We start from the raw sequence: 21,577 nt of genomic DNA, 5'->3' as shown, positions 1-21,577 counted from the left end.
GACAAAAATTGAACACTTCAAAGTGAAATAAGACTGTTTCTTTAGAATTACAATGTGTTTAATTATTTTAACACGGAAAGAGACAGCAAGTTCTGTGGAAAGAGAGAAAAGAGAGCAGCTTTTTATTGTTAAGAATGGAATAAACTATACCTTGTTGTCATCTTTTGTTATAATCCCCCGGTTTATGATTTTGGAGTTTATGCGATGGCTGGTAGCCTTAATAAAGTTATTTTGATTGGTAATCTCGGTGCAGATCCTGAAATTCGTCGTTTGAATTCTGGTGATCAAGTGGCAAATTTACGTATTGCTACTTCAGAAAGTTGGCGCGATCGCAATACGAATGAGCGTAAAGAGCGTACGGAATGGCATAGTATCGTTATTTTTAATGAAAATCTTATCAAAGTTGTCGAACAATATCTAAAAAAAGGAAGCAAAATTTATATTGAAGGTCAGTTACAGACGCGCAAATGGCAAGACCAAAATGGTAATGATCGTTATACAACAGAGGTTGTTTTGCAAAAATATCGTGGTGAATTACAAATGCTTGATGGGCGAAGCATGATTGGTGGAGAACAAATGCAAGGAGCAACTCAGTCGAGCGGGAGTTATGGCAGTGGTGATTTTGGGTCCAGTAGCGCAAATCAGAGAGAGGTTTTTGGTCAGAACAATAGTCAATCGGGAGAAGGTTTTTCGCACAAATTAGATGATGATGTGCCTTTTTGATGATTTCTAAGGTGGTGTTGTCGTTTTTTATATCTTTTGATTGTTTGTTTCAGATCTTAAAAGTTCAGAAAAGGTGGTTCTGTTTATTTTATCTGTGATTTTTAAGATGAATAAATAACATGTTGAAAATTATTGTTAAATTTCTTCCCTGTTTCAGGAGGGGAAGTAGTGTTTTCGCATATTTTTCGGTATATAAAGAGTAGAGTGATTCTTTTTTGAAAGTCTTGAAGCTGTGACCGATCTTACTCCACACCCAAAACGTGATGTGCTGTCCGGTATTGAACCAATCAGTATTATTGATGAAATGCAACGCTCCTACCTCGATTATGCGATGAGCGTGATTGTTTCGCGTGCTCTTCCTGATGTGCGTGATGGTCTTAAACCTGTTCATCGGCGGATTCTTCATGCTATGAATGAGATGGGGCTTTCTTTTAATAAATCTTATCGTAAGTCTGCGGGTGTTGTTGGTGAAGTTATGGGGAAATTTCATCCTCATGGTGATGCTTCAATTTATGATGCGTTGGTTCGTATGGCGCAAGATTTTTCTTTGCGAAATCCGTTAATTGACGGTCAAGGAAATTTTGGTTCTGTTGATGGGGATCCCCCAGCAGCAATGCGCTATACAGAATGTCGTTTAGAAAAAGTTTCGGAAGAGCTTTTAGCTGATATTGATAAAGATACGGTTGATTTTCAGGATAATTATGATGGACGTGAGCGGGAGCCTGTAGTTTTACCAGCACGCTTCCCTAATCTTCTGGTTAACGGCTCAGGTGGTATTGCTGTGGGAATGGCAACCAATATTCCTCCTCATAATCTTGGTGAAGTTGTTGATGGTTGTATCGCCTTGATTGATAATCCTGATATAACACTAGATAAAATAATTGAAATTATTCCCGGTCCTGATTTTCCCACTGGTGGTATTATCCTTGGCCATTCCGGTATCCGTTCAGCTTATGAAACGGGACGCGGTTCAATTATTATGCGTGCTAAGGTTGATGTTGAAGAAATTCGCAATGGTCGACAGGCAATCATTGTAAGTGAAATACCTTATCAGGTTAATAAAGCAACGATGATTGAGAAAATGGCTGAATTGGTGCGTGATAAACGCATCGAGGGAATCTCTGACTTGCGTGATGAATCTGATCGTGATGGGTATCGCGTTGTTATTGAGCTTAAGAGAGATGCTGTTGCGGATGTTGTTTTGAATCAATTGTATCGTTATACGCCGCTGCAAACTTCTTTTGGTTGTAATATGGTTGCGTTAAACGGGGGGAAACCTGAGCAAATGACGTTGCTTGATATGCTTCGTGCATTTGTTTCTTTCCGAGAAGAGGTTGTTAGTCGGCGAACAAAATATCTTTTGCGTAAAGCACGTGAGCGGGCACATGTTTTGGTTGGTCTTGCAATTGCTGTTGCCAATATCGATGAAATTATAGCGCTCATTCGTAAAGCGCCTGATCCACAGACAGCACGTACACAATTAATGGAGCGGCGCTGGCCGGCTGCCGACGTAGCTCCTTTGATTAAACTTATCGATGATCCTCGTCATATTATTCATGGGGATAACACTTATAATTTATCTGAAGAACAGGCGCGTGCTATTCTAGAATTGCGGCTACAAAGGTTGACGGCGCTTGGGCGTGATGAAATTGCTGATGAATTGAATAAAATTGGTGTCGATATTTCCGAGTATCTTGATATTTTGGCATCACGTTCACGGATTATGAGCATTGTTAAAGATGAACTCACTGCTCTTCGTGAAGACTTTGCAACGCCTCGACGCACCGTATTTGGCTTTGGTAGCGCTGAGATGGATAATGAAGATCTGATTGCGCCGGAAGATATGGTGGTGACAGTTAGTCATAGTGGTTATATTAAGCGTGTGCCTCTTAATACATACCGTGCGCAGCGGCGTGGTGGTAAGGGGCGCTCTGGTATGTCCACAAAAGATGAGGATTTTGTAACGCGTTTATTCGTGGTTAATACCCATACACCAGTTCTTTTCTTTTCGTCACGTGGTATCGTTTATAAGGAAAAAGTTTGGCGTTTACCACTTGGTACACCGCAGTCACGCGGGCGAGCTCTCATTAATCTGCTTCCTTTACAGCAAGGTGAGCGCATAACAACGATTATGCCTTTACCAGAAGATGAAGCGCATTGGAGTACATTGGACATTATGTTTGCAACGACGCGTGGAACTGTGCGCCGTAATAAATTATCAGATTTTGTGCAGGTTAATCGTAATGGCAAAATTGCAATGAAGCTTGATGAAGAAGGAGATGAAATTCTTTCTGTTGAAACTTGTACAGAACATGATGATGTTGTTTTAACAACAGCGAATGGACAATGTATTCGTTTCCCAGTTGTTGATGTTCGTGTTTTTGCAGGGCGTAATTCGGTAGGGGTCCGTGGTATTAATTTGGCTAACGGTGATAAGGTTATTTCGATGACACTCTTAGAGCATGTTGAGGCTACATCGCTTGAACGTTCTGCTTACGTTAAACGTGTGATGAATGAACGGCGTGCTGCTGGTGTCGATGCTGAGGATATCGTAATTCTTGATGAAGAAGACGGGGTAACAGAAACAGAGTTAACAGATGAACGATATGCAGAACTTAATACGCGCGAGCAAATGCTTTTGACGGTTAGTGAATTTGGTTATGGAAAACGATCTTCCTCATATGAATTCCGGATTTCGGGACGTGGTGGAAAAGGAATACGTGCAACAGATCCGTCTAAGACGTCTGAAATTGGTAAATTAGTTGCGGCTTTTCCGGTAAAGGCGCAAGATCAAATTATGTTGGTATCAGATGGGGGACAGCTTATTCGCGTTCCTGTTGATGGTATTCGAATCGCTGGTCGCTCGACCAAGGGGGTGACAATTTTCAATACAGCTGAGGGCGAAAAAGTTGTATCGGTTGAGCGTATTTCTGAATCGGAGGATGATGCTAGTCAATTAGATGATGAAGCTGGAAAGTCTTCTGATACAGTTGATATGAGTGAAGAGAAATAATTCTGAAGTTAGCTGAGTCAAATGATGAAAATTGCTCTTTATGCGGGTTCTTTTGATCCCCTTACAAACGGTCATCTTGATGTTTTGCGAGGCGGTCTCGTTTTGGCCGATAAGGTGGTTGTGGCTATAGGTATACATGCTATAAAAAAAACACTCTTTAATTTTGAAGAGCGTGTTGAATTAATTGCACAGCTAAGGAAAGATTTGTTAGGCATAGGCCCTGATCGATTAGAGGTTGTTTCATTTGATACGCTTTTGATTGATAAGGCTCGTGAAATTGGTGCTTCGTTTCTTATTCGTGGATTGCGTGATGGCACTGATCTTGATTATGAAATGCAAATGGCGGGGATGAATGGTATCATGGCTCCTGAATTGCAAACTGTTTTTTTGCCCGCAAGCGTTTCTGGGCGGGCGATAACTTCTACATTGGTGCGCCAAATTGCCTCTATGGGAGGTGATGTTTCCCCCTTTGTACCTCCAAATGTTGCACAAGCTTTGCGCTCGAAATTTCAATCTTTAGAGGAGAATGATTGTGTCTCTTAGATTTTTTGCTGTTTTGACATGTATTTTTTGTTTTTTTTCATTGAGTGCTGTAGCAGATGATTCTAGTGTTCTTGTTTTATCTCTTAAAAAGGGTGAAGTCGTTATTCGTTTTCGCCCTGATTTGGCACCAAAACATGTTGCACAAATCAAGAGATTGACAGAAGAAGGTGCTTACAACAACGTTGTTTTTCACCGTGTTATTCCAGGTTTTATGGCACAGACTGGTGATGTAAAGTTTGGAAAAAAGGGCAGTGCGGACTTTGATCTTAAACGCGTTGGTACCGGTGGCTCAAATTACCCTAATATACCAGCAGAGTTTTCAAAACAGCCATTTAAGCGTGGCACTGTTGGTATGGCACGTGCACAAGATCCAGATTCCGCTAATTCCCAATTCTTTATTTGTTTTGATGATGCTACTTTCTTAAATGGACAGTATACTGTTGTTGGAGAGGTCATAAAGGGAATGGATATTGTTGATCAAATTAAAAAAGGTAGCACAAGTAATAATGGATCTGTAAAAGATCCTGATATTATTTATGCTGCTACTTTACAAGCTGATAAGTGAGGCAAAGGAGTTAGCCGTATGACTGAGGTTAAAGATCTAGAGAATATCTTAATTCTTGAAACCACGAAGGGTAGAGTTATTATTAAGCTTTTTCCTGATTTAGCCCCTGGTCACGTTGCACGCGTTAAAGAACTTGTGCGTGAAGGTGCTTATGATAATGTTGTTTTTCATCGCGTTATTGATGGTTTTATGGCTCAAACTGGTGATGTGCAATTTGGAAAAAAAGACAGTGAAAAATTCAATTTATCACGTGTGGGTACGGGTGGTTCAGAGAAACCAAATTTAACAGCAGAATTTTCGAATCTTTCTCATAAGCGTGGAACGGTTTCTATGGCACGTAGTCAGAGTCCAAATTCCGCTAATTCTCAATTTTTTATTTGTTTTGCGGAAGCTCCTTGGCTTGATCGTCAATATTCCATATGGGGGCAGGTACTTGAAGGTATGGAAAATGTTGATAAAATTAAGCGTGGTGAACCTGTTGTAGATCCCGATGCAATTATTAAAGCTACAGTCGCTGCGGATGCGAAATAGTGTGAATTGTATCGCTTTCAATTGTAAGATCATCAAAGAAAGATATTTTTGTCTGCTGTTTTTTGCGTACGGTGGAGGTCAATTGTTGTGATTTTGGTCTTCATGAGAGGTTCTGGCTTTTATATGCTTGCTCTTCATATCACAATTTTTTTCGCTTTTTGGTACAGTGGAATGAGAGGCGCGCTTTTTACTATGATTGCCAACTCTGCTTGCCAATAGGATTATCCCTAAGCTTGGAAGCTACACTGTCTGCTCACACTGAGTAGGGGGAGGCAGTTCAATAGTGCTAACTATTCTAGGACTAGTTGCTTCTTACAGTTGTTTCGCATTTCACGAGAGTTTGTCTGCATTTACTATTTTCATGGAAGTAGAATTTTTTAGGTCCGGATTATTGAGCATAATAGCTTGTACTGAAGTTTGCTTGTTTAGTTGAAAGGGTGATTTTGCTTTTTTCACAAGCAGATGTGAAAAGTTTTTCATGTTGATTTCTTCTGAAGATTCTCAATGAAGAGGAGGCGGCATTTAAACACTATAAAAATTATTTGGGTAGGATAACAAAGTGTTTCATTGATGTTCGCTGTTACTGAGAATTTTAGCATATATATTTTTACTGCTATATTGTATCAAAGTGTCGATAAGATATTGAATATAAAAAATATAAAGATCTTTTTACTTGTGAAAAAAACAACAAAGCTAGAAGAGTTGTTGGTTTGCATTCTACCAAGAAATTGCTAGACAGATTGAGAAGTTATTTACATTTTATATAAACACGAAATTTTTTTATTTGTGAAATTGAAGGGGGCTCTAGGTGATACAATGTATTCAGGAGTTTCTTTTTTCCATGGCTAAACTTCTAGGCATTCTTGATAGCCAGAGTGTGTGGAAATAAGATCATTGGTTTTAATAATAAAAGCTTTGCAGTTATTTAAGATTGTGACGGGTAAGCGCAGGTATTTTATGATATTATGTTGTCAGGAATTTTCGGTATTTGGGTAAAAAGAGATTATCATTTTTGTTATTGTGATTGCTTGATATTACAATTTCATTTCCCCCATTTAAGTTTTTATGCTGTTTACAGTATTTAACGAATCGAAAATCAATCCGTAAAGTTTACGACGATGCTATCAACAGAAAGATACACTTTTTCTTTCTATAGCAATATGGATTTATGAAAGCAAAAAGACGAGAGTGATGATAAAGACGTTTCATTATAGGAAAATTGCTCAAGATGGTTGTGCGCGTCGTGGCGAAATTATAACAGGACGTGGGTGTGTTCGCACACCGGCATTCATGCCAGTTGGGACGGCAGGAACCGTCAAAGCTATGTATATGGATCAGATACGTGCTCTTGGGGCAGATATCATTTTGGGCAATACTTATCATTTAATGTTGCGTCCAGGAGCTGAGCGTGTTGCACGTTTAGGAGGGTTACATGAATTTTCACGCTGGCTTGGACCTATTTTAACCGATTCTGGTGGATTTCAGGTTATGTCACTGGCGGGAATCCGTAAAATTACTGAACAAGGTGTGATTTTTCGCTCTTACATTAATGGAGCGTACTATGAAATGAGTCCAGAACGTTCTATCGAAATTCAAGGACTTCTTAATGCAGATATCCAGATGCAACTGGATCAATGTATTGCATTACCTGCAAGTGAAAAAGAAATGGAAGCTGCTATGGAGCTTTCATTGCGGTGGGCACAGCGTTGTAAAACAGCTTTTGGTGATCAGCCAGATAAAGCACTGTTTGGTATTGTTCAAGGCGGTGATAATATGAAATTGCGTGAACGTTCTGCCCAAGCATTAAAAGAGATGGATTTGAAAGGCTACGCTATTGGGGGGCTTGCTGTTGGTGAACCGCAGAGTGTTATGACAGCCGTATTGGATACTACTTGTCCGATATTACCAGAGGATAAACCACGCTATCTCATGGGAGTGGGAACGCCGGATGATATTTTACAAAGTGTTGCTCGTGGTATTGATATGTTTGATTGTGTTATGCCAACACGTGCGGGACGTCATGGTTTAGCCTTTACGCGCTTTGGAAGAATTAATTTGCGTAATGCACGTTATGCAGAGGATCGACTTCCTCTTGATTCACAGTCGCTTTGTCCTGCTGCTTCTGATTATAGTTGTGCTTATTTACATCATTTGATTAAATCTGGTGAATCTCTTGGTGGTATGTTATTAACTTGGAATAATCTCTTTTATTATCAATATCTTATGCAAGGAATTCGTGATGCCATTGAAGAAGGATGTTATGCTGATTTTTGTGCTGAAACGCGCGCTTTATGGATGCAAGGGCGATAAGATATTGCCCATAAGGATGACGTTTATCTTTTTTATGTCGCTTATATATTCTCTCTGCAACTCAATACTAGGCAGAAACTCTGACTCCGGTACGCACTACCTGATCCGGAGAAAAACAGTTTGTTTCTGTTTCTGATGACTGTTTAGATCAACAATGTTAATGAGGCGTTAGCAAACTCTTAAAGAAGTATGAAAATTGCGTTTTTATGCGATATTCCGCATTTTTATCGTTCAATAATGAAGTTCAACTAAGAATATTGATATAATTATATCCATATAAATAATTAGTTTTATAATTCAATTATTATATTATTAAATATGTTTTATATTTAATAATATAATAATGACAAAAAATTAAGATATAAATATCTGTATTTAAGAAGTAATTATTGTTATTGCCCTTTTACAAAAGGTCAATGAATTTACTTAATATAGGTAAAACATATTTAGTAAATAAACTTGTGACAAATGATTTGTATGAAAATTATTATAATAAATTACTTGAATATTTCAAATTTACATATGATGATTTAGATGAATATTTTAGTAAATTAGAAAACAAAGAAGGTGAAGTAGAAAATGAGGTAAAAAAAACTTGTGTTAGAGAGTGTTATTTGAAAGTAAATGAAAAATGATTTGATGATCTTTTTGTCTCTGGAAGGGGTAAATTTCTCTAAAATAGAATTATTTAGTAAACATGGAAACGCAAGAGCATTACGAGAAGCTCTAGAAAATTATGAAATAACGCATAGATATTAAAAAAAATGTTTGGTGTGGAAGGAGAGAATTCTTTTATACCACCCTAAACAAGTTATTCATAAAAATATTCGAAAAATTACTGCAGAATTAAAATGTAGAGCAATTTTTCTAATTAGGTAAAAGATATCACCTACAAATTTGTAGCTATGAGATATTCGAAAATTCTCTATTAAAGAATCTCATTTAAAGCCTCATAAAGTGATTCATGTATTAAGATGTTCTTAAAACTTTATTGGAGACTATTAAGTATGGGTATAAGAATGCTTTGAGTTTGTTTCTGCGTATTGCGGATATTCAAAGTTTGAAATGTTACAATACAGAAATGATGCTATGAAGGTTTCTCATAAAAAAGATGTTTTTGTATCAGCGATTGATTCTAGAACGCGCCGTTTGGCAATTTTAGCTCTTGCAGTGGGAAGTTTTTCTATTGGCACTGCAGAGTTTGTTGCAATGGGGTTACAACCGGAAATGGCACGAAGCTCATATGTTGATATTCCTACGGCTGGTCAGTATATTTCTGCTTATGCATTGGGTGTTGTGATTGGAGCACCTCTTTTAGCTGTGGCTACAGCTAAGTTATCACGCAAAACTGTTTTAATAGGATTGATGCTTTTTTATGCCCTGGCAAATATTGCCAGTGCCTTTTTTTCTGATTTTAGCATATTGGTCGCATTGCGGTTTACCAGTGGTCTTCCACATGGCATCTATTTTGGGCTCGCGACTCTGGTTGCATCTTCTATGGTGAAAATGAATGAACGTTCTAAAGCCGTTGGTTATGTTATGCTTGGTTTAACAATTGCGACTGTTTTTGGAGCACCGAGTGCAACTTGGATTGGGCAGCTTTTGGGTTGGCAGACTGCTTTTGTTCTTGTAGGAGCTATCGCTTTATTATGTTGTTTTCTTATTTTGGTTTTCTTACCTTCTGCTCCTAATGATTTGAAGACAAATCCTCTACGCGAACTGAATGCGTTAAAGCAAAAGCAGGTATGGTTTCTCTTAGCAATGGTTTCAGTTGGGGCATCAGGGTTATTTTCTGTTTTTACTTATATTAAGTCAACCTTAATGCATATTTCCAATGTTCCGCTTGATTGGATACCATTTATTATGCCGTTAGTTGGATTGGGAATGGTTGTAGGCAATCTTTTGGGTCCTAAATTGGCAGTGAAAATTGGTACTTCACCGATGATATTTTTTGCTATGCTTTGGAGCGCGTTTGTTTTTTTTCTTTTTTTCTTTTTATCCTACACTCCCTTAACGGCAGCATTAGGATGTTTTCTTGTTGGTACTTCTTTTGCATCTATGCCGTCTATACAAACAAAAATTATGGATGTTGCTCTCCATGGACAAACTTTGGCAGGGGCTTTAATGCAATCTGCTTTTAATATCGCTAACGCTTTGGGGGCAGAATCCGGAGCGTGGATTTTAAATTTGGGTTATAATTATCAATATACTGCTCTTGTGGGTGGTATTTTAACTCTTTTGGGATTATTGATTTTTTGCTTTTCATGGTACGTGGAAAAACGTGATCAATATCTCTCTTCGTTATGAAAGTCTTTTGAAAAAAAGGGGTATTTTATCATTTATTTAGTCATTTGATTGGTCGGTTGATTTTTTTGTATGCTGTAGGAAACGCGCAAGGCAAATGGAATACCGAGACAGAATAAAAGACTGATAAATGTCGTAAGAAGAGCTTTTGCTGCGAAAATCATTCCTGCTATTCCTCCAGGATTAGAAAGTCCAGCGATATTAGTAATTGTTCCTGCTAATGTTGCACTAAGAGCTATTGAGAATAACTGTACGGAGGTGAGAGATTCACCGGCACGTAGAGCATCTCTATCGCTAGCGCATTGTAGTATTCTTGTTAGCAGGTGCGGCCACGCTATGCCAGCACTAATCCCAATAGCAAACAATGCTAAGCAAATGATAAAAGTATATTCTAGTTTAGGAGTTTCTGTTGGAATAAACCATAAAAGAATGCTCATGCCTATAAGGCTGAATATGGGGGAATATAAAATAAGACTAGGAATTTTTTTTGCAGAGGCACTCGCACTTGATACAGAACCACATGTCCAACCAATGCTCATTAATGCTGCCATATAGCCAGCAACAAGTGGATTGTGTCCATGAAGCTTTTGAAGAAATAGTGGAAAATAAAGTTCTGTACCATAAACGACTGTAGTTATGATGAGTATCAGTGAATAAAGAGAAAAAAATTCAGAAGAGAGCGAAAAGGTTTTACATGGCAACATAGGATGACGCGTAGAGGATTCAATCTTCGCTAGAACAAAGAGAAGACTAAATCCAATAACTAATCCGCTGATTTGCGCAATTGCAGTGTTCATAGTCCCTCCCGCAGAAATGATGATAATCAATAAGATGAGTGTAAGAAGTTGAGGGAAGGGCAGATGGGATTTAGGGATATAATTTTCATTTTCTTTTGGTAAAACTTTAAGGGCTATCAGTGAGAAAATTATTGCTAATAAGCCAATGAGCCAAAAAGATGCCCTCCATACGCCATAGTGTATAGAGATACCCCCAATAGCGGGTCCTAAAAAGGTTGATACTCCCCACATGAGAGAAATAACACTTAAGGCGTGCGACCATAAAGATGGATTGAAAACAATACGTATCATCGAATAAGATAGGGATAGCAAGGAGCCACTTCCAAACCCTTGAACAAAGCGTCCTATTAAAAATAACGGCATAGACGAAGCAATACTGCATATGAAGGTGCCAGCGGTAAAGATGATTCCAGCAACAACATAAGCTTTTCGTGGACCTATTTTTCCTAATATTGTTGTTGCAAGTGAAGTCCCAAGAAGTGATGCTGTAATAAAAACAGTAGCTACCCAAGAATAATACAATTCACTGCCAATTTCCTTCATAAGGAAAGGTAAAATGGTTATAACAATGTAAACGTTGATGGCGTGTAACGCAACACCGCCTGTAAACGTTAAAGAATAAACACCATTTTTACCCAATAAAAGCGCAAACCAGCCTTGTTTTTTCACTGTTTTTTCTATTTAGTAAAGGATGACATTTTTTTTACTTATAAAGCAATTACCTGAATTTTCCAAGGGAAGAATCAAAGCCCTTTTTTTGCAGAGCTTTGAAATTTAAATTAAATTATAGGTTAATTAACCATTGCTTTTTTGAGATTTTCATCAATTTTATCGAGAAATCCTGTTGTAGAAAGCCATTTTTGTCTAGGACCAATCAGGAGTGCGAGATCCTTGGTCATAAAACCTTCTTCAACAGTTTTAATACATACCTCTTCCAATGTTGTGGCAAAGTTTTTTAATTTTTCATTGTTATCCAGTTTTGCACGATGTGCCAATCCACGTGTCCACGCAAAAATAGAGGCGATGGAATTTGTTGATGTTTCTTCACCTTTTTGATGCTGACGGTAATGGCGTGTTACTGTACCATGTGCAGCTTCTGCTTCTACAATTTTACCATCGGGAGTCATGAGAACAGAAGTCATGAGACCAAGTGAACCAAAACCTTGAGCAACGATATCTGATTGAACATCACCATCATAGTTTTTACATGCCCATACGTAGCCACCTGACCATTTAAGCGCAGAAGCAACCATATCATCAATGAGGCGATGTTCATAATATAATTTACGATTTTCAAATTCAACTTTAAATTCTGCGTCAAATATTTCTTGAAAGATGTCTTTAAAACGACCATCGTAATTTTTCAGTATGGTGTTTTTAGTTGAAAGATAGACTGGAACATTCCGCTGTAGTCCATAATTAAAAGATGCTCGTGCAAAGTCACGAATTGATTCATCAAGGTTATACATAGCCATGGCAACCCCCGCGCTTGGGGCATCAAAAACATCATGTTCGATAATTTGATTATCATTGCCGACAAATTTAATACTTATCTTTCCTTTACTCGGAAATTTGAAATCCGTTGCTTTATATTGATCGCCAAAAGCATGACGTCCAATAATAATTGGTTTTGTCCAGTTTGGAACGAGGCGTGGGACGTTTTTGCAGATAATAGGTTCGCGAAAAATGACTCCCCCTAAAATATTGCGGATCGTGCCATTGGGTGATTTCCACATTTTTTTTAGGTTAAATTCTTTGACGCGTGCTTCATCGGGTGTGATGGTTGCACATTTTATGCCAACCCCATATTGTCTGATAGCATTGGCAGAGTCGATCGTTACTTGATCATTGGTTGCATCTCTATTTTCAATGGAAAGATCGTAATATTTGAGATCAATGTCGAGATAGGGATGGATCAGTTTGTCTTTGATATATTTCCAGATGATACGGGTCATTTCGTCCCCATCGATTTCAACAACGGGGTTTTCCACTTTTATCTTTATCATTAGAAGTCCTTTTCGTTTAAGTGATCTTTTTTTATAGCACTTTCAGACTTATAATAAAAATTAAAAACATTAATGATAGAGGGGAAGTTCAATATATTATCATTAGAATATATAAAAATAAGCTATAAAATTTTATTGAGGAATTTCATTTTTGAAAAGATAAAATATATTTGTCAACGCAATGATTATTGAACAGCAGAATTTAGATTAAAAGACCACTTCCTTCTTAAGAAAAGAAGCGGATGTTTTTAGCAGAAGTTTTATTATAAATCCTTCTAATCCCTTGAGTCGTAAAAATTATTGGTATGTTTGTTAGAAATTTGCATAGTTTTTCACAACAAGTTTTAGCAGAATTCAAAGAATCAATAGAAAAAGTTGGTAAAAAATAATGCTCTTCATAGAGGGAAGTTTAAAAAAACTATCCCATCACTTAAAAACATATGGAAAATCAATGTGTTATTTGTGATAAAAAACAACATGGTACGCCCAAGGGGAATCGAACCCCTGTTTCCGCCGTGAAAGGGCGGCGTCCTAACCGCTAGACGATGGGCGCAAACCAATGATGAGGCTTATAGAGAGGATCTTTTTACTTCGCAAGCCCTCTGCGTAATTTTTTTGAAAAAAACGTATTTTATGAAATTATTTTTGAGTATATCTCTGTTTCTCTCGTATCGATTATTTAATGTTTGTGTAAAAAATATGGGGAAAAGTTATAATGATTGATAGAAAGTTTTGGTATTAGCACACACAATCATCAAGTGTTATTTTTGTTATTTCGGGTTAGAAAATAGAAGAAAAGATAAAATCAGCAGTTTTGATGTGCTGAGTTTTTTTATGCTATTTTGTTGATTGCTGTGGAGCGTGTGCGTGGTGAAAATATAAGTTTACATGCTCAAAGATTTTTATAAAAAAGATTATTTTAGCTAAGATTTCAGTAAGGAAAAAGCTAATTCGGAGCAGTTTACTGAAGTGAATGACAATACTGAATTGCTAGCGAAGTAGTGACGCGATCGTATGAAAGCTTTCTCTACGGCATACGTTTGAGATTCATTTCATTTAATAAAGTGAAAGGGAATGGGCATCGAAAAAATGAAAAGGCACAGAACTGATTGAGCAGAGCAGAAATCAATAATTACTTTTCCTCATATTCATTTCTAGATGCTTGTATAAGAAAACTTTGGAAAAAAAGCTTACTATTTGCTTTTACACATATCTGGATAATCTTTACCTAAAAATTAGGTTGTTATGTATGCAAAGAGTTGTTTCAGGTGTATGCAATCGTAATCTCCCAGCATTTCAAGGTATTGATGGTCCGTTGATGCCAAATATTCGGACTTTGCAAGTATGATCATTATTTATATCTTAATCTGCGGCGTTATAGGATTACATTGTACACAAGTCAAAAATTTTATGAATTCCTACTTTGATGGGGAGTATAATCAAGGGATAGGGATCTTTAATAGTGGTAATTTTAATATTGCAATGATTTGAAAAACGTATAAAAACAGCAAAATGCCTAGTGATTAGGGGGGGCAATTAATAGTTTTTCCTTTTTCAAGCAGCGATATTTGTATTAGTCCTTGAGCTTTAAAATACTGATATTTATCTTCTTAGAGCTTTTGATTGAATAGGCGAATATCATTGTGCTAGGGGTTCTTTTTATAGTTTATAGCAATAAGCACGTCTTTATGATTGGTAGTAGGTATCATTTTTGCCGTGTTGCGCGTAATTTAGATATTTTTTCAGTTAAGATTGAGAGATAGATAGTTAAAATAATGGCAGAAGCTTTAAAAGTTGGCATTGGAGGCCTCGGTACGGTTGGCACTTCAGTCATTCGGATTTTACGTGAAAAGGCAAATAGTTTAGCTTGCCGTTGTGGGCGACCAATCAAAGTTGTTGCTGTTAGCGCGCGCGATAAAGATCGTAATCGTGGAATTGATTTGAGTGATGTTAAATGGTTTGATTCACCTGTAGAGATGGCTGCTTCTGATGAGATTGATGTTTTTGTTGAGTTAATTGGTGGTGAACTAGATGTCGTATATGCAGCTGTTAAGAAGGCACTTGAGGTAGGTCATCATGTTGTTACTGCCAATAAAGCGCTTCTGGCTCGATATGGGGTGGAATTTGCTATTAGTGCAGAAAACAAAGGCGTTTTTCTTAATTTTGAAGCTGCCGTTGCAGGTGGAATTCCTGTCATCAAAGCAATGAGAGAATCACTTTCCGGTAATCATGTATCTAAGATTTATGGCATTCTAAATGGAACCTGCAATTATATCTTAACACGCATGTTTACTGAAGGACTTTCATTTAAAGATTGTTTGGCAGATGCGCAGAGGCTTGGTTATGCTGAAGCTGATCCGACTTTTGATATTGGGGGAAATGATACTGCTCATAAATTAGCTTTATTGACAAGTTTGGCATTTGGAACGACAGTTTCGTTAGATGATGTTTATGTTGAGGGAATTAGCAATATTTCACAGATTGATATCCGTGCAGCTGATGAATTGGGATATCGGATTAAGCTTTTAGGGGTTGCATTAAAAACCGATTCCGGAATCGAGCAACGTGTTCATCCAACAATGGTACCAACATCATCGATGATTGCACAGATTCATGGCGTGACGAATGCTCTTTCTATTCAAAGCGATTTATTAGGTGAGTTATTGTTTTCTGGTCCTGGAGCTGGAGGAGAGGCAACAGCATCAGCGGTTATTGGTGATTTGGCCGATATAGCGAAAGCACGTCTTGGTTTTCAGTATGCGCCTGTTTTTGGAAGTCCAGCGTCGAAGCTTGCTCCGCATAAAAAAGCACGTATTTCTCATCATGCAGGTGGTTATTTTATTCGTTTAAGCGTTCATGATCGCGCTGGTGTATTTGCAGCGGTTGCAAAGCATATGGCTGAGAATCACATCTCATTAGAGTCGATTGTTCAAAGGCCTTTTATAGAAGGTCAGATTGTAAAAATAAAAACAATTATTTTAATAACACATGAAACAACGGAAGTGAATGTACGACAGGCACTTGCAGCAATTGAAAAAGATGGTTATCTTACCGCAAAATCTCAATTTATTCGTATTGAACGTACGGCGTAGAGTTTATGATTTGTTGTATAATGACAAGGAAAGCTTGAGCGCTTTTTCTTTTGTAAAAAGTTCTCGTCTTTGCGAAAAGCTTTTATTCTTAAATGTTTGGCAATGAATACTATTATTTTTTGCTAGTACTTATTTGGTAGGATTTTTTATGCCTTCAACTCAGAAGATTTTAAATGGACTTGATCGTATTTTAACGCTTGAATTGGTACGTGTGACTGAACGCGCTGCTGTGGCTGCTGCTCATTGGCGTGGGCGTGGTGATGAAAAAGCTGCTGATCAAGCTGCGGTAGATGCAATGCGTAAAGAACTTAATCGTTTGCCTATTAATGGTACAGTAGTGATTGGCGAAGGTGAGCGCGATGAAGCTCCTATGCTTTATATTGGAGAGAAAGTAGGTCTTCAAAATGGCTTGGAAGTTGATATTGCACTTGATCCGCTGGAGGGAACAACAATTTGTGCTAAAAATCTTGCTAATTCCCTAGCGGTTGTGGCAATTGCTGAGAAGGGTAATTTGCTTTATGCTCCTGACGTTTATATGAAAAAAATTGCTATTGGTCCCAGCTATCCAGAGGGAACAATTGATATAGATGCTCATCCTGCGGATAATATTCACGCCCTTGCAAAGGCTAAGGGAGTAGCGGTTAATCAGGTTACTGTTTGTATTATGGATCGGCCTCGTCATGCAAAATTGATTGATGAAGTACGTGCAACGGGGGCAGCAATTCGCTTAATTGGTGATGGAGATGTTGCCGCCGTTATTGATACAACTGATCCAGATGAAACAGGCATTGATATTTATATGGGTGTAGGGGGAGCACCTGAGGGCGTATTAGCAGCTGCGGCTTTGCGTTGTATTGGCGGGCAAATGCAAGGACGTTTACAGCTTGATACAGAAGAAAAAATTGCACGTGCGGCTAAAATGGGAATCAATAATCCCAATAAAGTTTATACAATGCAAGAAATGGCAAAGGGTGATGTGTTGTTTTCTGCAACAGGCGTAACGGATGGCAATATGCTTTCTGGTGTTAAATTTACTTCTCGTTATATTCAGACGGAAACTCTTGTGATGCGTTCACATACTGGTACAATCCGTAATATTAAAGCACAGCATAGAGACTCCTCAAAATTTAATTGATGCTTTTCGTTCTAGCCGTTAAAAAATAAAAAAGACCTTATGAAAGTATATGCTTCCATAAGGCTTTGAGGGATGTCTTCATGGAAGCATTGATGATGTTTTGAGAGATATCTTTTATTGCTATGAGAGCTGAACAGAATGCACCCAGCCATGGGTGTCTTCTTTATTGCCTTTTTGAAGATCAACGAGCTGTGTGCGAAGTTGTTTCGTGACTTCACCAGTCATTTCATTTCCGATAATAAATTCGCCATCTTTGTATTTGAAACGACCGATTGATGTGATAACAGCGGCCGTACCACAAGCAAAGACTTCCCTAAGGTGACCACTTCGTGCATCTTGCTTGAGTGATTCAAAAGAATAAGAACGCTCTTCTACTTTTAATCCCATTTGTTGGGCTAACCTTAAGATTGAATCACGGGTTATTCCTGGAAGAATAGTGCCGTTAAGCGCAGGGGTTACAAGTGTATTATCTGCCATAATAAAGCAAACATTCATACCACCGAGTTCTTCAATCCGCTTATGCTCAACCATGTCAAGAAAGAGTACTTGGCTACAATTATTTTGCGTTGCACACTTTTGTGCCAGTAAGCTTGCTGCATAGTTTCCGCCACATTTTGCAGCGCCTGTGCCTCCTGGACCAGCACGGCTATAATCTGTTTCAATCCATACACTGACAGTTTTTTCTTCTCCTTTGAAATATGATTCAACAGGTGAAGCGATGATGCAGAAAATATATTCTTCAGAAGGGCGAACCCCCAAAAAGTTTTCATTACCAAACATGAATGGACGTATGTAGAGACTCGCATTGGGATTTCCAGAAACCCATTTCTGATCAATTTTTACCAATAGATTGACCGCATCCAAAAAGATATCCTTTGGTAATTCGGGCATAGCTAAACGCCTCGCTGATTCTATAAAACGCTGTGCATTAGCATCAGGGCGGAATAATAAAATGCGTCCATCTTTTGCGCGATACGCTTTTAGACCTTCAAAAATCTCTTGCGCATAATGTAGAACAGTACTTGCTGGATTAATTTCTAAAGATTTGTATTGAGAGATGATAGCGTTATGCCAACCTTTATCTTTAGTCCATTGGATGAGACACATGTGATCTGTAAAAAATTGACCAAAACCAGGACCTTTGAGGATTTCTTCACGATTTTCGTCGGATAGAGGGGATGTGTGTTTTTCTATTTTAAACGGAAGCGATGATGGAGGAGATTTCATAAGTAAAACCTTTTTAGAGGAGCTTTATTTCTAGGTGCTTTTTATTAAAAAATAACAACATGCTTTCAATAAAACTTTATTATGATTAGCAATTCCTTTGTGTCAATGTTTTATTACAGAGTTCAAATCAAAGATTTATTGATAGATATTTTTTTGAATCTGTTTTTGTGATCTTTCTTCTTAATTTTCTAAGTAAGCTGGAACTTTTATACATATTTATCGTTTTTCCAAATAAGAATCTGAATAACTTCGATGTATATCATCTAGATAGCCAAAAGCAGGGGAATTGAGAAAAGGAATTCACTATGATTGATAAAAATTATCCGACATATGAGCAACATATAGCGGCAGAACAGACAGAGCGTGAACAGCGTAACTCGATTTCTAAAGGTATTTTCGCTATTTTTCTGGGGCTTTTTATTATTTGGTTTGTTTTTGGCTTTTTAGGGTCTTTTTTTGAAAAATCACCTCAACACATATCTCACTCTACTACGGGGGCAAGTGAAACGATAACTAGTCCGAGAAAAGATCATAATCCGATTTCTCCAGAGCCTTATATCTATAAAGACACGACTTCACCTTAATTTAAAAAGAAAAATTCTTTAGAGGAAAAAATTCAACAGCCAAGAAAAATCTGATATGGTTTTAGCTTCTAAAGTTCATAAATTGGTAGAGAAATAAATAATGCAACGGTTTTAATAATCGCTGCATTATTTTCTTATCGTGTGATGAAGCAACTGCCACCAGATTTTTTTATGTCTTCACAAAGGTTTATAGCTTCATTACGGTTTTGTGTTTGAATGCGCACACGGTAATAAGTTCCTTTTCCTGGTATAAGGGCAGATTGAATATTTAAAGGGCGAGTGCCAATAAGGAATCCAAATTTAGATTTCATATTTTTCAAAGAATCTTTAGCCAGTGCATGTGTTGGTTGGGATGCAAGTTGTACGTAATAATTTTGTGTTGTTGATTGGACTGATGGGTTTGGGCGAGAAGTGTTATGTGTTTGTGAATCTGAATTAAACTTCTCCTGCAAAGGAATCGGTATAGATAAATTTTTAGCTTTTGTCTTAACATTAGGGATAGAAGCATTATCTGAGATGATTTTATCAATATCAGTAGTAAGGCGCTCTTCTGTTTCTTTGCTATTTGTATCGGAAAACTGCGAATGGGTAGAAGATTCATCTTGAAGTTGATCTTCAGCAGCCTGATTAATCGTTTTTTTAGGTTCATCGGTAGTTGGTTTATCTGAGTGATGTGTTGAACTTAGTACAACTGAGCCATCTGGTTTTACAATAACAGTCTGTACTTCTTGCGTTGGAATGGTGTGATTGATAGCTTCTGTTACTGCGTCTTCAACATCAGACTCTTCAAGAGAAGAGGGGGAAATACTTGTGGATTCTTGCTGATCCAATTCCGCTAAATCTTCGGGCGGTTCAGAATTATCAATAAGAAATTGTTGGGTATTTTCTTGTTTTTCATTTTGTCCAGCTTTTTGTTTATAAATATCCAAATTATGCGCAGCATCATTTTTCGTTTCTGTTGATTCTTCTTTCAATTTAAAAGGTGTGTCGTCAGCACGGATAATCGGTGTGCTCTCATTTTTTTGTGATGGCATAAAAAAATGAGAATAACCGATCAAGCCAATTCCTATCAAGCCAAGAAGAATAACACTTCTGGTGAGCGTTTTTCCAACAATAAGATTCTTTATGGGTGAAGCGGTTGATGCATTCTTGGAGATTTCATCTTCGCTTCTGTATGATGAATTCTCGGTAAACGGGGAGGAATTGTACCCCATATTATTAGTGGAGAAATAGTCGGCACTCTGCTCTTGGGAATTTATATACGCATCTTCTCTTGGATTTTGCATGGTTTGATGAAAAATTTCATTGAAGATTTCATTATTTTGCTGTTGTTGCCGTGAAAAATCCTCTCGTGGAACATTTCCCACATTGAGCACATCAGCGAATTCTTCTTTTAAACCATCAGTAGGTACGTCATATTCTGGAACTTCATATGGGACTTCTGGAACCATAATTGGTCCAGTTTTTTCTACGATTTCTTCTGCAAATTTATAAGTATCAACATTTGGAGGGGGAGTATCCCTATGATGCGTAGTGTTATGAGCGAAAAATCTCCCCATTTGTTTTGTGCTAAGGATTTCTGATGGCGAGTGCATATCATTCAAATTGCTTTGGCTATACGGAACCTCTTTTTGATTGTTTTGTTCAGAAATATTTTCAGTATTATTGATGTATTGGTATTTGCTTTGAGCTTCACCATATTCTGGAGTTTTTGCAGCATAAGCTTCTTTTTCTGAGGATTTCTCTTCGTAAATTTGAGGATAATCGGTAGTATAGCTCTCTTGTGAAAAGCCTTTTAAATCAGATAGTTTTTCGATTTGTGTTGCATCCAAAGGTGATGAAAAGCCTCTTGCTGATTCATTTTTTGCAGTGCTCTCTCTCTCTGAAGTAGGAACAACAGAGGAAAATCCAGTGTTTGCAACCATGGAAGGATTTGAAACATTGCTATAATATTCTTCAACCCAATTTTCTTGATCAGCCGAAACTTTGTATGGATGATTTATGGCAATATCATTGAGATTTTGATTGTCATCATAATTTTCTTTTATTTCTGTGTTATTTGACTGTTGCGCGGTTATTTGTGAAAAACGATTGGCTTGGTGAGCGGATTCTGTAGCATCTTTGTTATTATTTTGTATATCAGATTCATCAAAAAAGAAATTTTCTGATTGGGTATTAGAATTATCCTTTTCAAAAAATGGGTTAGCACTGGTGTGGGTTGTTTTATTTTTAGGTGATTGATTTTTTTGAATAGGTAAGGGAGAAAGCGCGTCTAAAATTTGTTCTTCATCGTTACCGATAGGTGAAGAATGTATTTCTTCAGACAAAAAATTGTTTTGTTCTGAATGGCTAAAAGCACCGGTTGATGCAATATTTGAAGTCCGTTCATTGCGGGTTTCTTGTAAATTCCATTGCTTCTTTTGATCATCAAAGGGCAAGTCTTTTGTTAAATTATTTTCAAGTTCCTCTTCTAGGAAGGACAAATCAAAATCATCATCGTGGAATGATTTCTTAAGGGGCTGAGATATTGATTGATCAGGTTGTGAAGAAAACTGATCTATTTGATTTTCGCTTTGTTTTTTTGGATTAAAAATTCGCGTAAGTCTCTCCAAAGGATCATGGTGTTCATGATCTTGTTTCATTTCGTGCGGATTTTTGCGATCGTTATCGCTCATAGCTTTTCTCACATGATGATCTGCATCTGCGTGCATAAATGGTTAATTATGATTTGTTCTATCCTTTAAATT

At 37.5% G+C, this 21,577-nt stretch carries 15 protein-coding genes and 1 tRNA gene; 11 read left to right on the top strand and 5 right to left on the bottom strand.

Annotated elements, in window-relative coordinates:
* Nucleotides 1-204 precede the first annotated feature (204 nt).
* The 8 genes from ssb (at nucleotide 205) to ACKC4Y_RS04470 (ending at nucleotide 9,992) form a co-directional block, all read left to right on the top strand.
* Entirely contained in the window at nucleotides 205-723 is a 519-nt protein-coding gene (gene ssb / locus ACKC4Y_RS04505) for a single-stranded DNA-binding protein (RefSeq protein WP_409362107.1), read from the top strand.
* Nucleotides 724-955: 232 nt separating this feature from the next.
* Nucleotides 956-3,736: a DNA gyrase subunit A gene (gyrA, locus tag ACKC4Y_RS04500; RefSeq protein WP_409362106.1), complete on the top strand. Its 2,781-nt coding sequence runs from the start codon at nucleotides 956-958 to the stop codon at nucleotides 3,734-3,736.
* Nucleotides 3,737-3,760: 24 nt separating this feature from the next.
* Nucleotides 3,761-4,279 carry a pantetheine-phosphate adenylyltransferase gene (gene coaD, locus ACKC4Y_RS04495; RefSeq protein WP_409362146.1) on the top strand — a complete coding sequence of 173 codons (519 nt, stop codon included), beginning with the start codon at nucleotides 3,761-3,763 and terminating at the stop codon, nucleotides 4,277-4,279.
* On the top strand, nucleotides 4,269-4,844 hold the full coding sequence (locus ACKC4Y_RS04490; protein ID WP_409362105.1) for a peptidylprolyl isomerase: 576 nt from the start codon (nucleotides 4,269-4,271) through the stop codon (nucleotides 4,842-4,844). Before coaD ends, ACKC4Y_RS04490 begins: the two co-directional genes overlap by 11 nt.
* Before the next feature lie 18 nt (nucleotides 4,845-4,862).
* Complete coding sequence (locus tag ACKC4Y_RS04485; RefSeq protein WP_409362104.1) at nucleotides 4,863-5,375, top strand: peptidylprolyl isomerase; 513 nt, start codon at nucleotides 4,863-4,865, stop codon at nucleotides 5,373-5,375.
* A 1,191-nt stretch (nucleotides 5,376-6,566) separates the two neighbouring features.
* A complete protein-coding gene (gene tgt, locus ACKC4Y_RS04480; protein ID WP_409362103.1) occupies nucleotides 6,567-7,685 on the top strand; it encodes a tRNA guanosine(34) transglycosylase Tgt in 1,119 nt (372 codons plus the stop codon).
* Nucleotides 7,686-8,101: 416 nt separating this feature from the next.
* Nucleotides 8,102-8,320, top strand: coding sequence for a hypothetical protein (locus ACKC4Y_RS04475; protein WP_409362102.1), 219 nt, complete (start codon nucleotides 8,102-8,104; stop codon nucleotides 8,318-8,320).
* 454 nt (nucleotides 8,321-8,774) lie between these two features.
* A complete protein-coding gene (locus ACKC4Y_RS04470) occupies nucleotides 8,775-9,992 on the top strand; it encodes an MFS transporter (RefSeq protein ID WP_409362145.1) in 1,218 nt (405 codons plus the stop codon).
* A 32-nt stretch (nucleotides 9,993-10,024) separates the two neighbouring features.
* Here the strand turns inward: ACKC4Y_RS04470 and ACKC4Y_RS04465 are convergent, their stop codons facing one another.
* From ACKC4Y_RS04465 to ACKC4Y_RS04455, 3 genes are all read right to left on the bottom strand, one after another.
* Nucleotides 10,025-11,455 carry an MFS transporter gene (locus ACKC4Y_RS04465; protein WP_409362101.1) on the bottom strand — a complete coding sequence of 477 codons (1,431 nt, stop codon included), beginning with the start codon at nucleotides 11,453-11,455 and terminating at the stop codon, nucleotides 10,025-10,027.
* 122 nt (nucleotides 11,456-11,577) lie between these two features.
* Nucleotides 11,578-12,792, bottom strand: a complete 1,215-nt coding sequence (locus tag ACKC4Y_RS04460; RefSeq protein WP_409362100.1) for an NADP-dependent isocitrate dehydrogenase — start codon at nucleotides 12,790-12,792, stop codon at nucleotides 11,578-11,580.
* 478 nt (nucleotides 12,793-13,270) lie between these two features.
* Nucleotides 13,271-13,345 (bottom strand) — tRNA-Glu (locus ACKC4Y_RS04455).
* 1,222 nt (nucleotides 13,346-14,567) lie between these two features.
* Between ACKC4Y_RS04455 and ACKC4Y_RS04450 the strand changes: the two genes are divergently transcribed.
* Complete coding sequence (locus ACKC4Y_RS04450; RefSeq protein WP_409362099.1) at nucleotides 14,568-15,884, top strand: homoserine dehydrogenase; 1,317 nt, start codon at nucleotides 14,568-14,570, stop codon at nucleotides 15,882-15,884.
* A gap of 148 nt (nucleotides 15,885-16,032) precedes the next feature.
* Nucleotides 16,033-17,019, top strand: a complete 987-nt coding sequence (gene glpX, locus ACKC4Y_RS04445; RefSeq protein ID WP_409362098.1) for a class II fructose-bisphosphatase — start codon at nucleotides 16,033-16,035, stop codon at nucleotides 17,017-17,019.
* A gap of 120 nt (nucleotides 17,020-17,139) precedes the next feature.
* On the opposite strand, the gene ACKC4Y_RS04440 is transcribed toward glpX, so the two are convergent.
* On the bottom strand, nucleotides 17,140-18,246 hold the full coding sequence (locus ACKC4Y_RS04440) for a branched-chain amino acid aminotransferase (protein WP_409362097.1): 1,107 nt from the start codon (nucleotides 18,244-18,246) through the stop codon (nucleotides 17,140-17,142).
* Nucleotides 18,247-18,551: 305 nt separating this feature from the next.
* Between ACKC4Y_RS04440 and ACKC4Y_RS04435 the strand changes: the two genes are divergently transcribed.
* Nucleotides 18,552-18,830 carry a hypothetical protein gene (locus tag ACKC4Y_RS04435; protein ID WP_409362096.1) on the top strand — a complete coding sequence of 93 codons (279 nt, stop codon included), beginning with the start codon at nucleotides 18,552-18,554 and terminating at the stop codon, nucleotides 18,828-18,830.
* A gap of 134 nt (nucleotides 18,831-18,964) precedes the next feature.
* Here ACKC4Y_RS04435 and ACKC4Y_RS04430 read toward each other — a convergent pair whose 3' ends face one another.
* Nucleotides 18,965-21,505, bottom strand: a complete 2,541-nt coding sequence (locus tag ACKC4Y_RS04430) for an SPOR domain-containing protein (protein WP_409362095.1) — start codon at nucleotides 21,503-21,505, stop codon at nucleotides 18,965-18,967.
* Between the last annotated feature and the right edge of the window lie 72 nt (nucleotides 21,506-21,577).

The organism is Bartonella heixiaziensis (assembly GCF_046245125.2).
Lineage (GTDB): Bacteria > Pseudomonadota > Alphaproteobacteria > Rhizobiales > Rhizobiaceae > Bartonella > Bartonella heixiaziensis.
The sequence above is the reverse complement of the archived record's forward strand: the minus strand, read 5'-3'. Positions and strand labels throughout refer to the sequence as shown.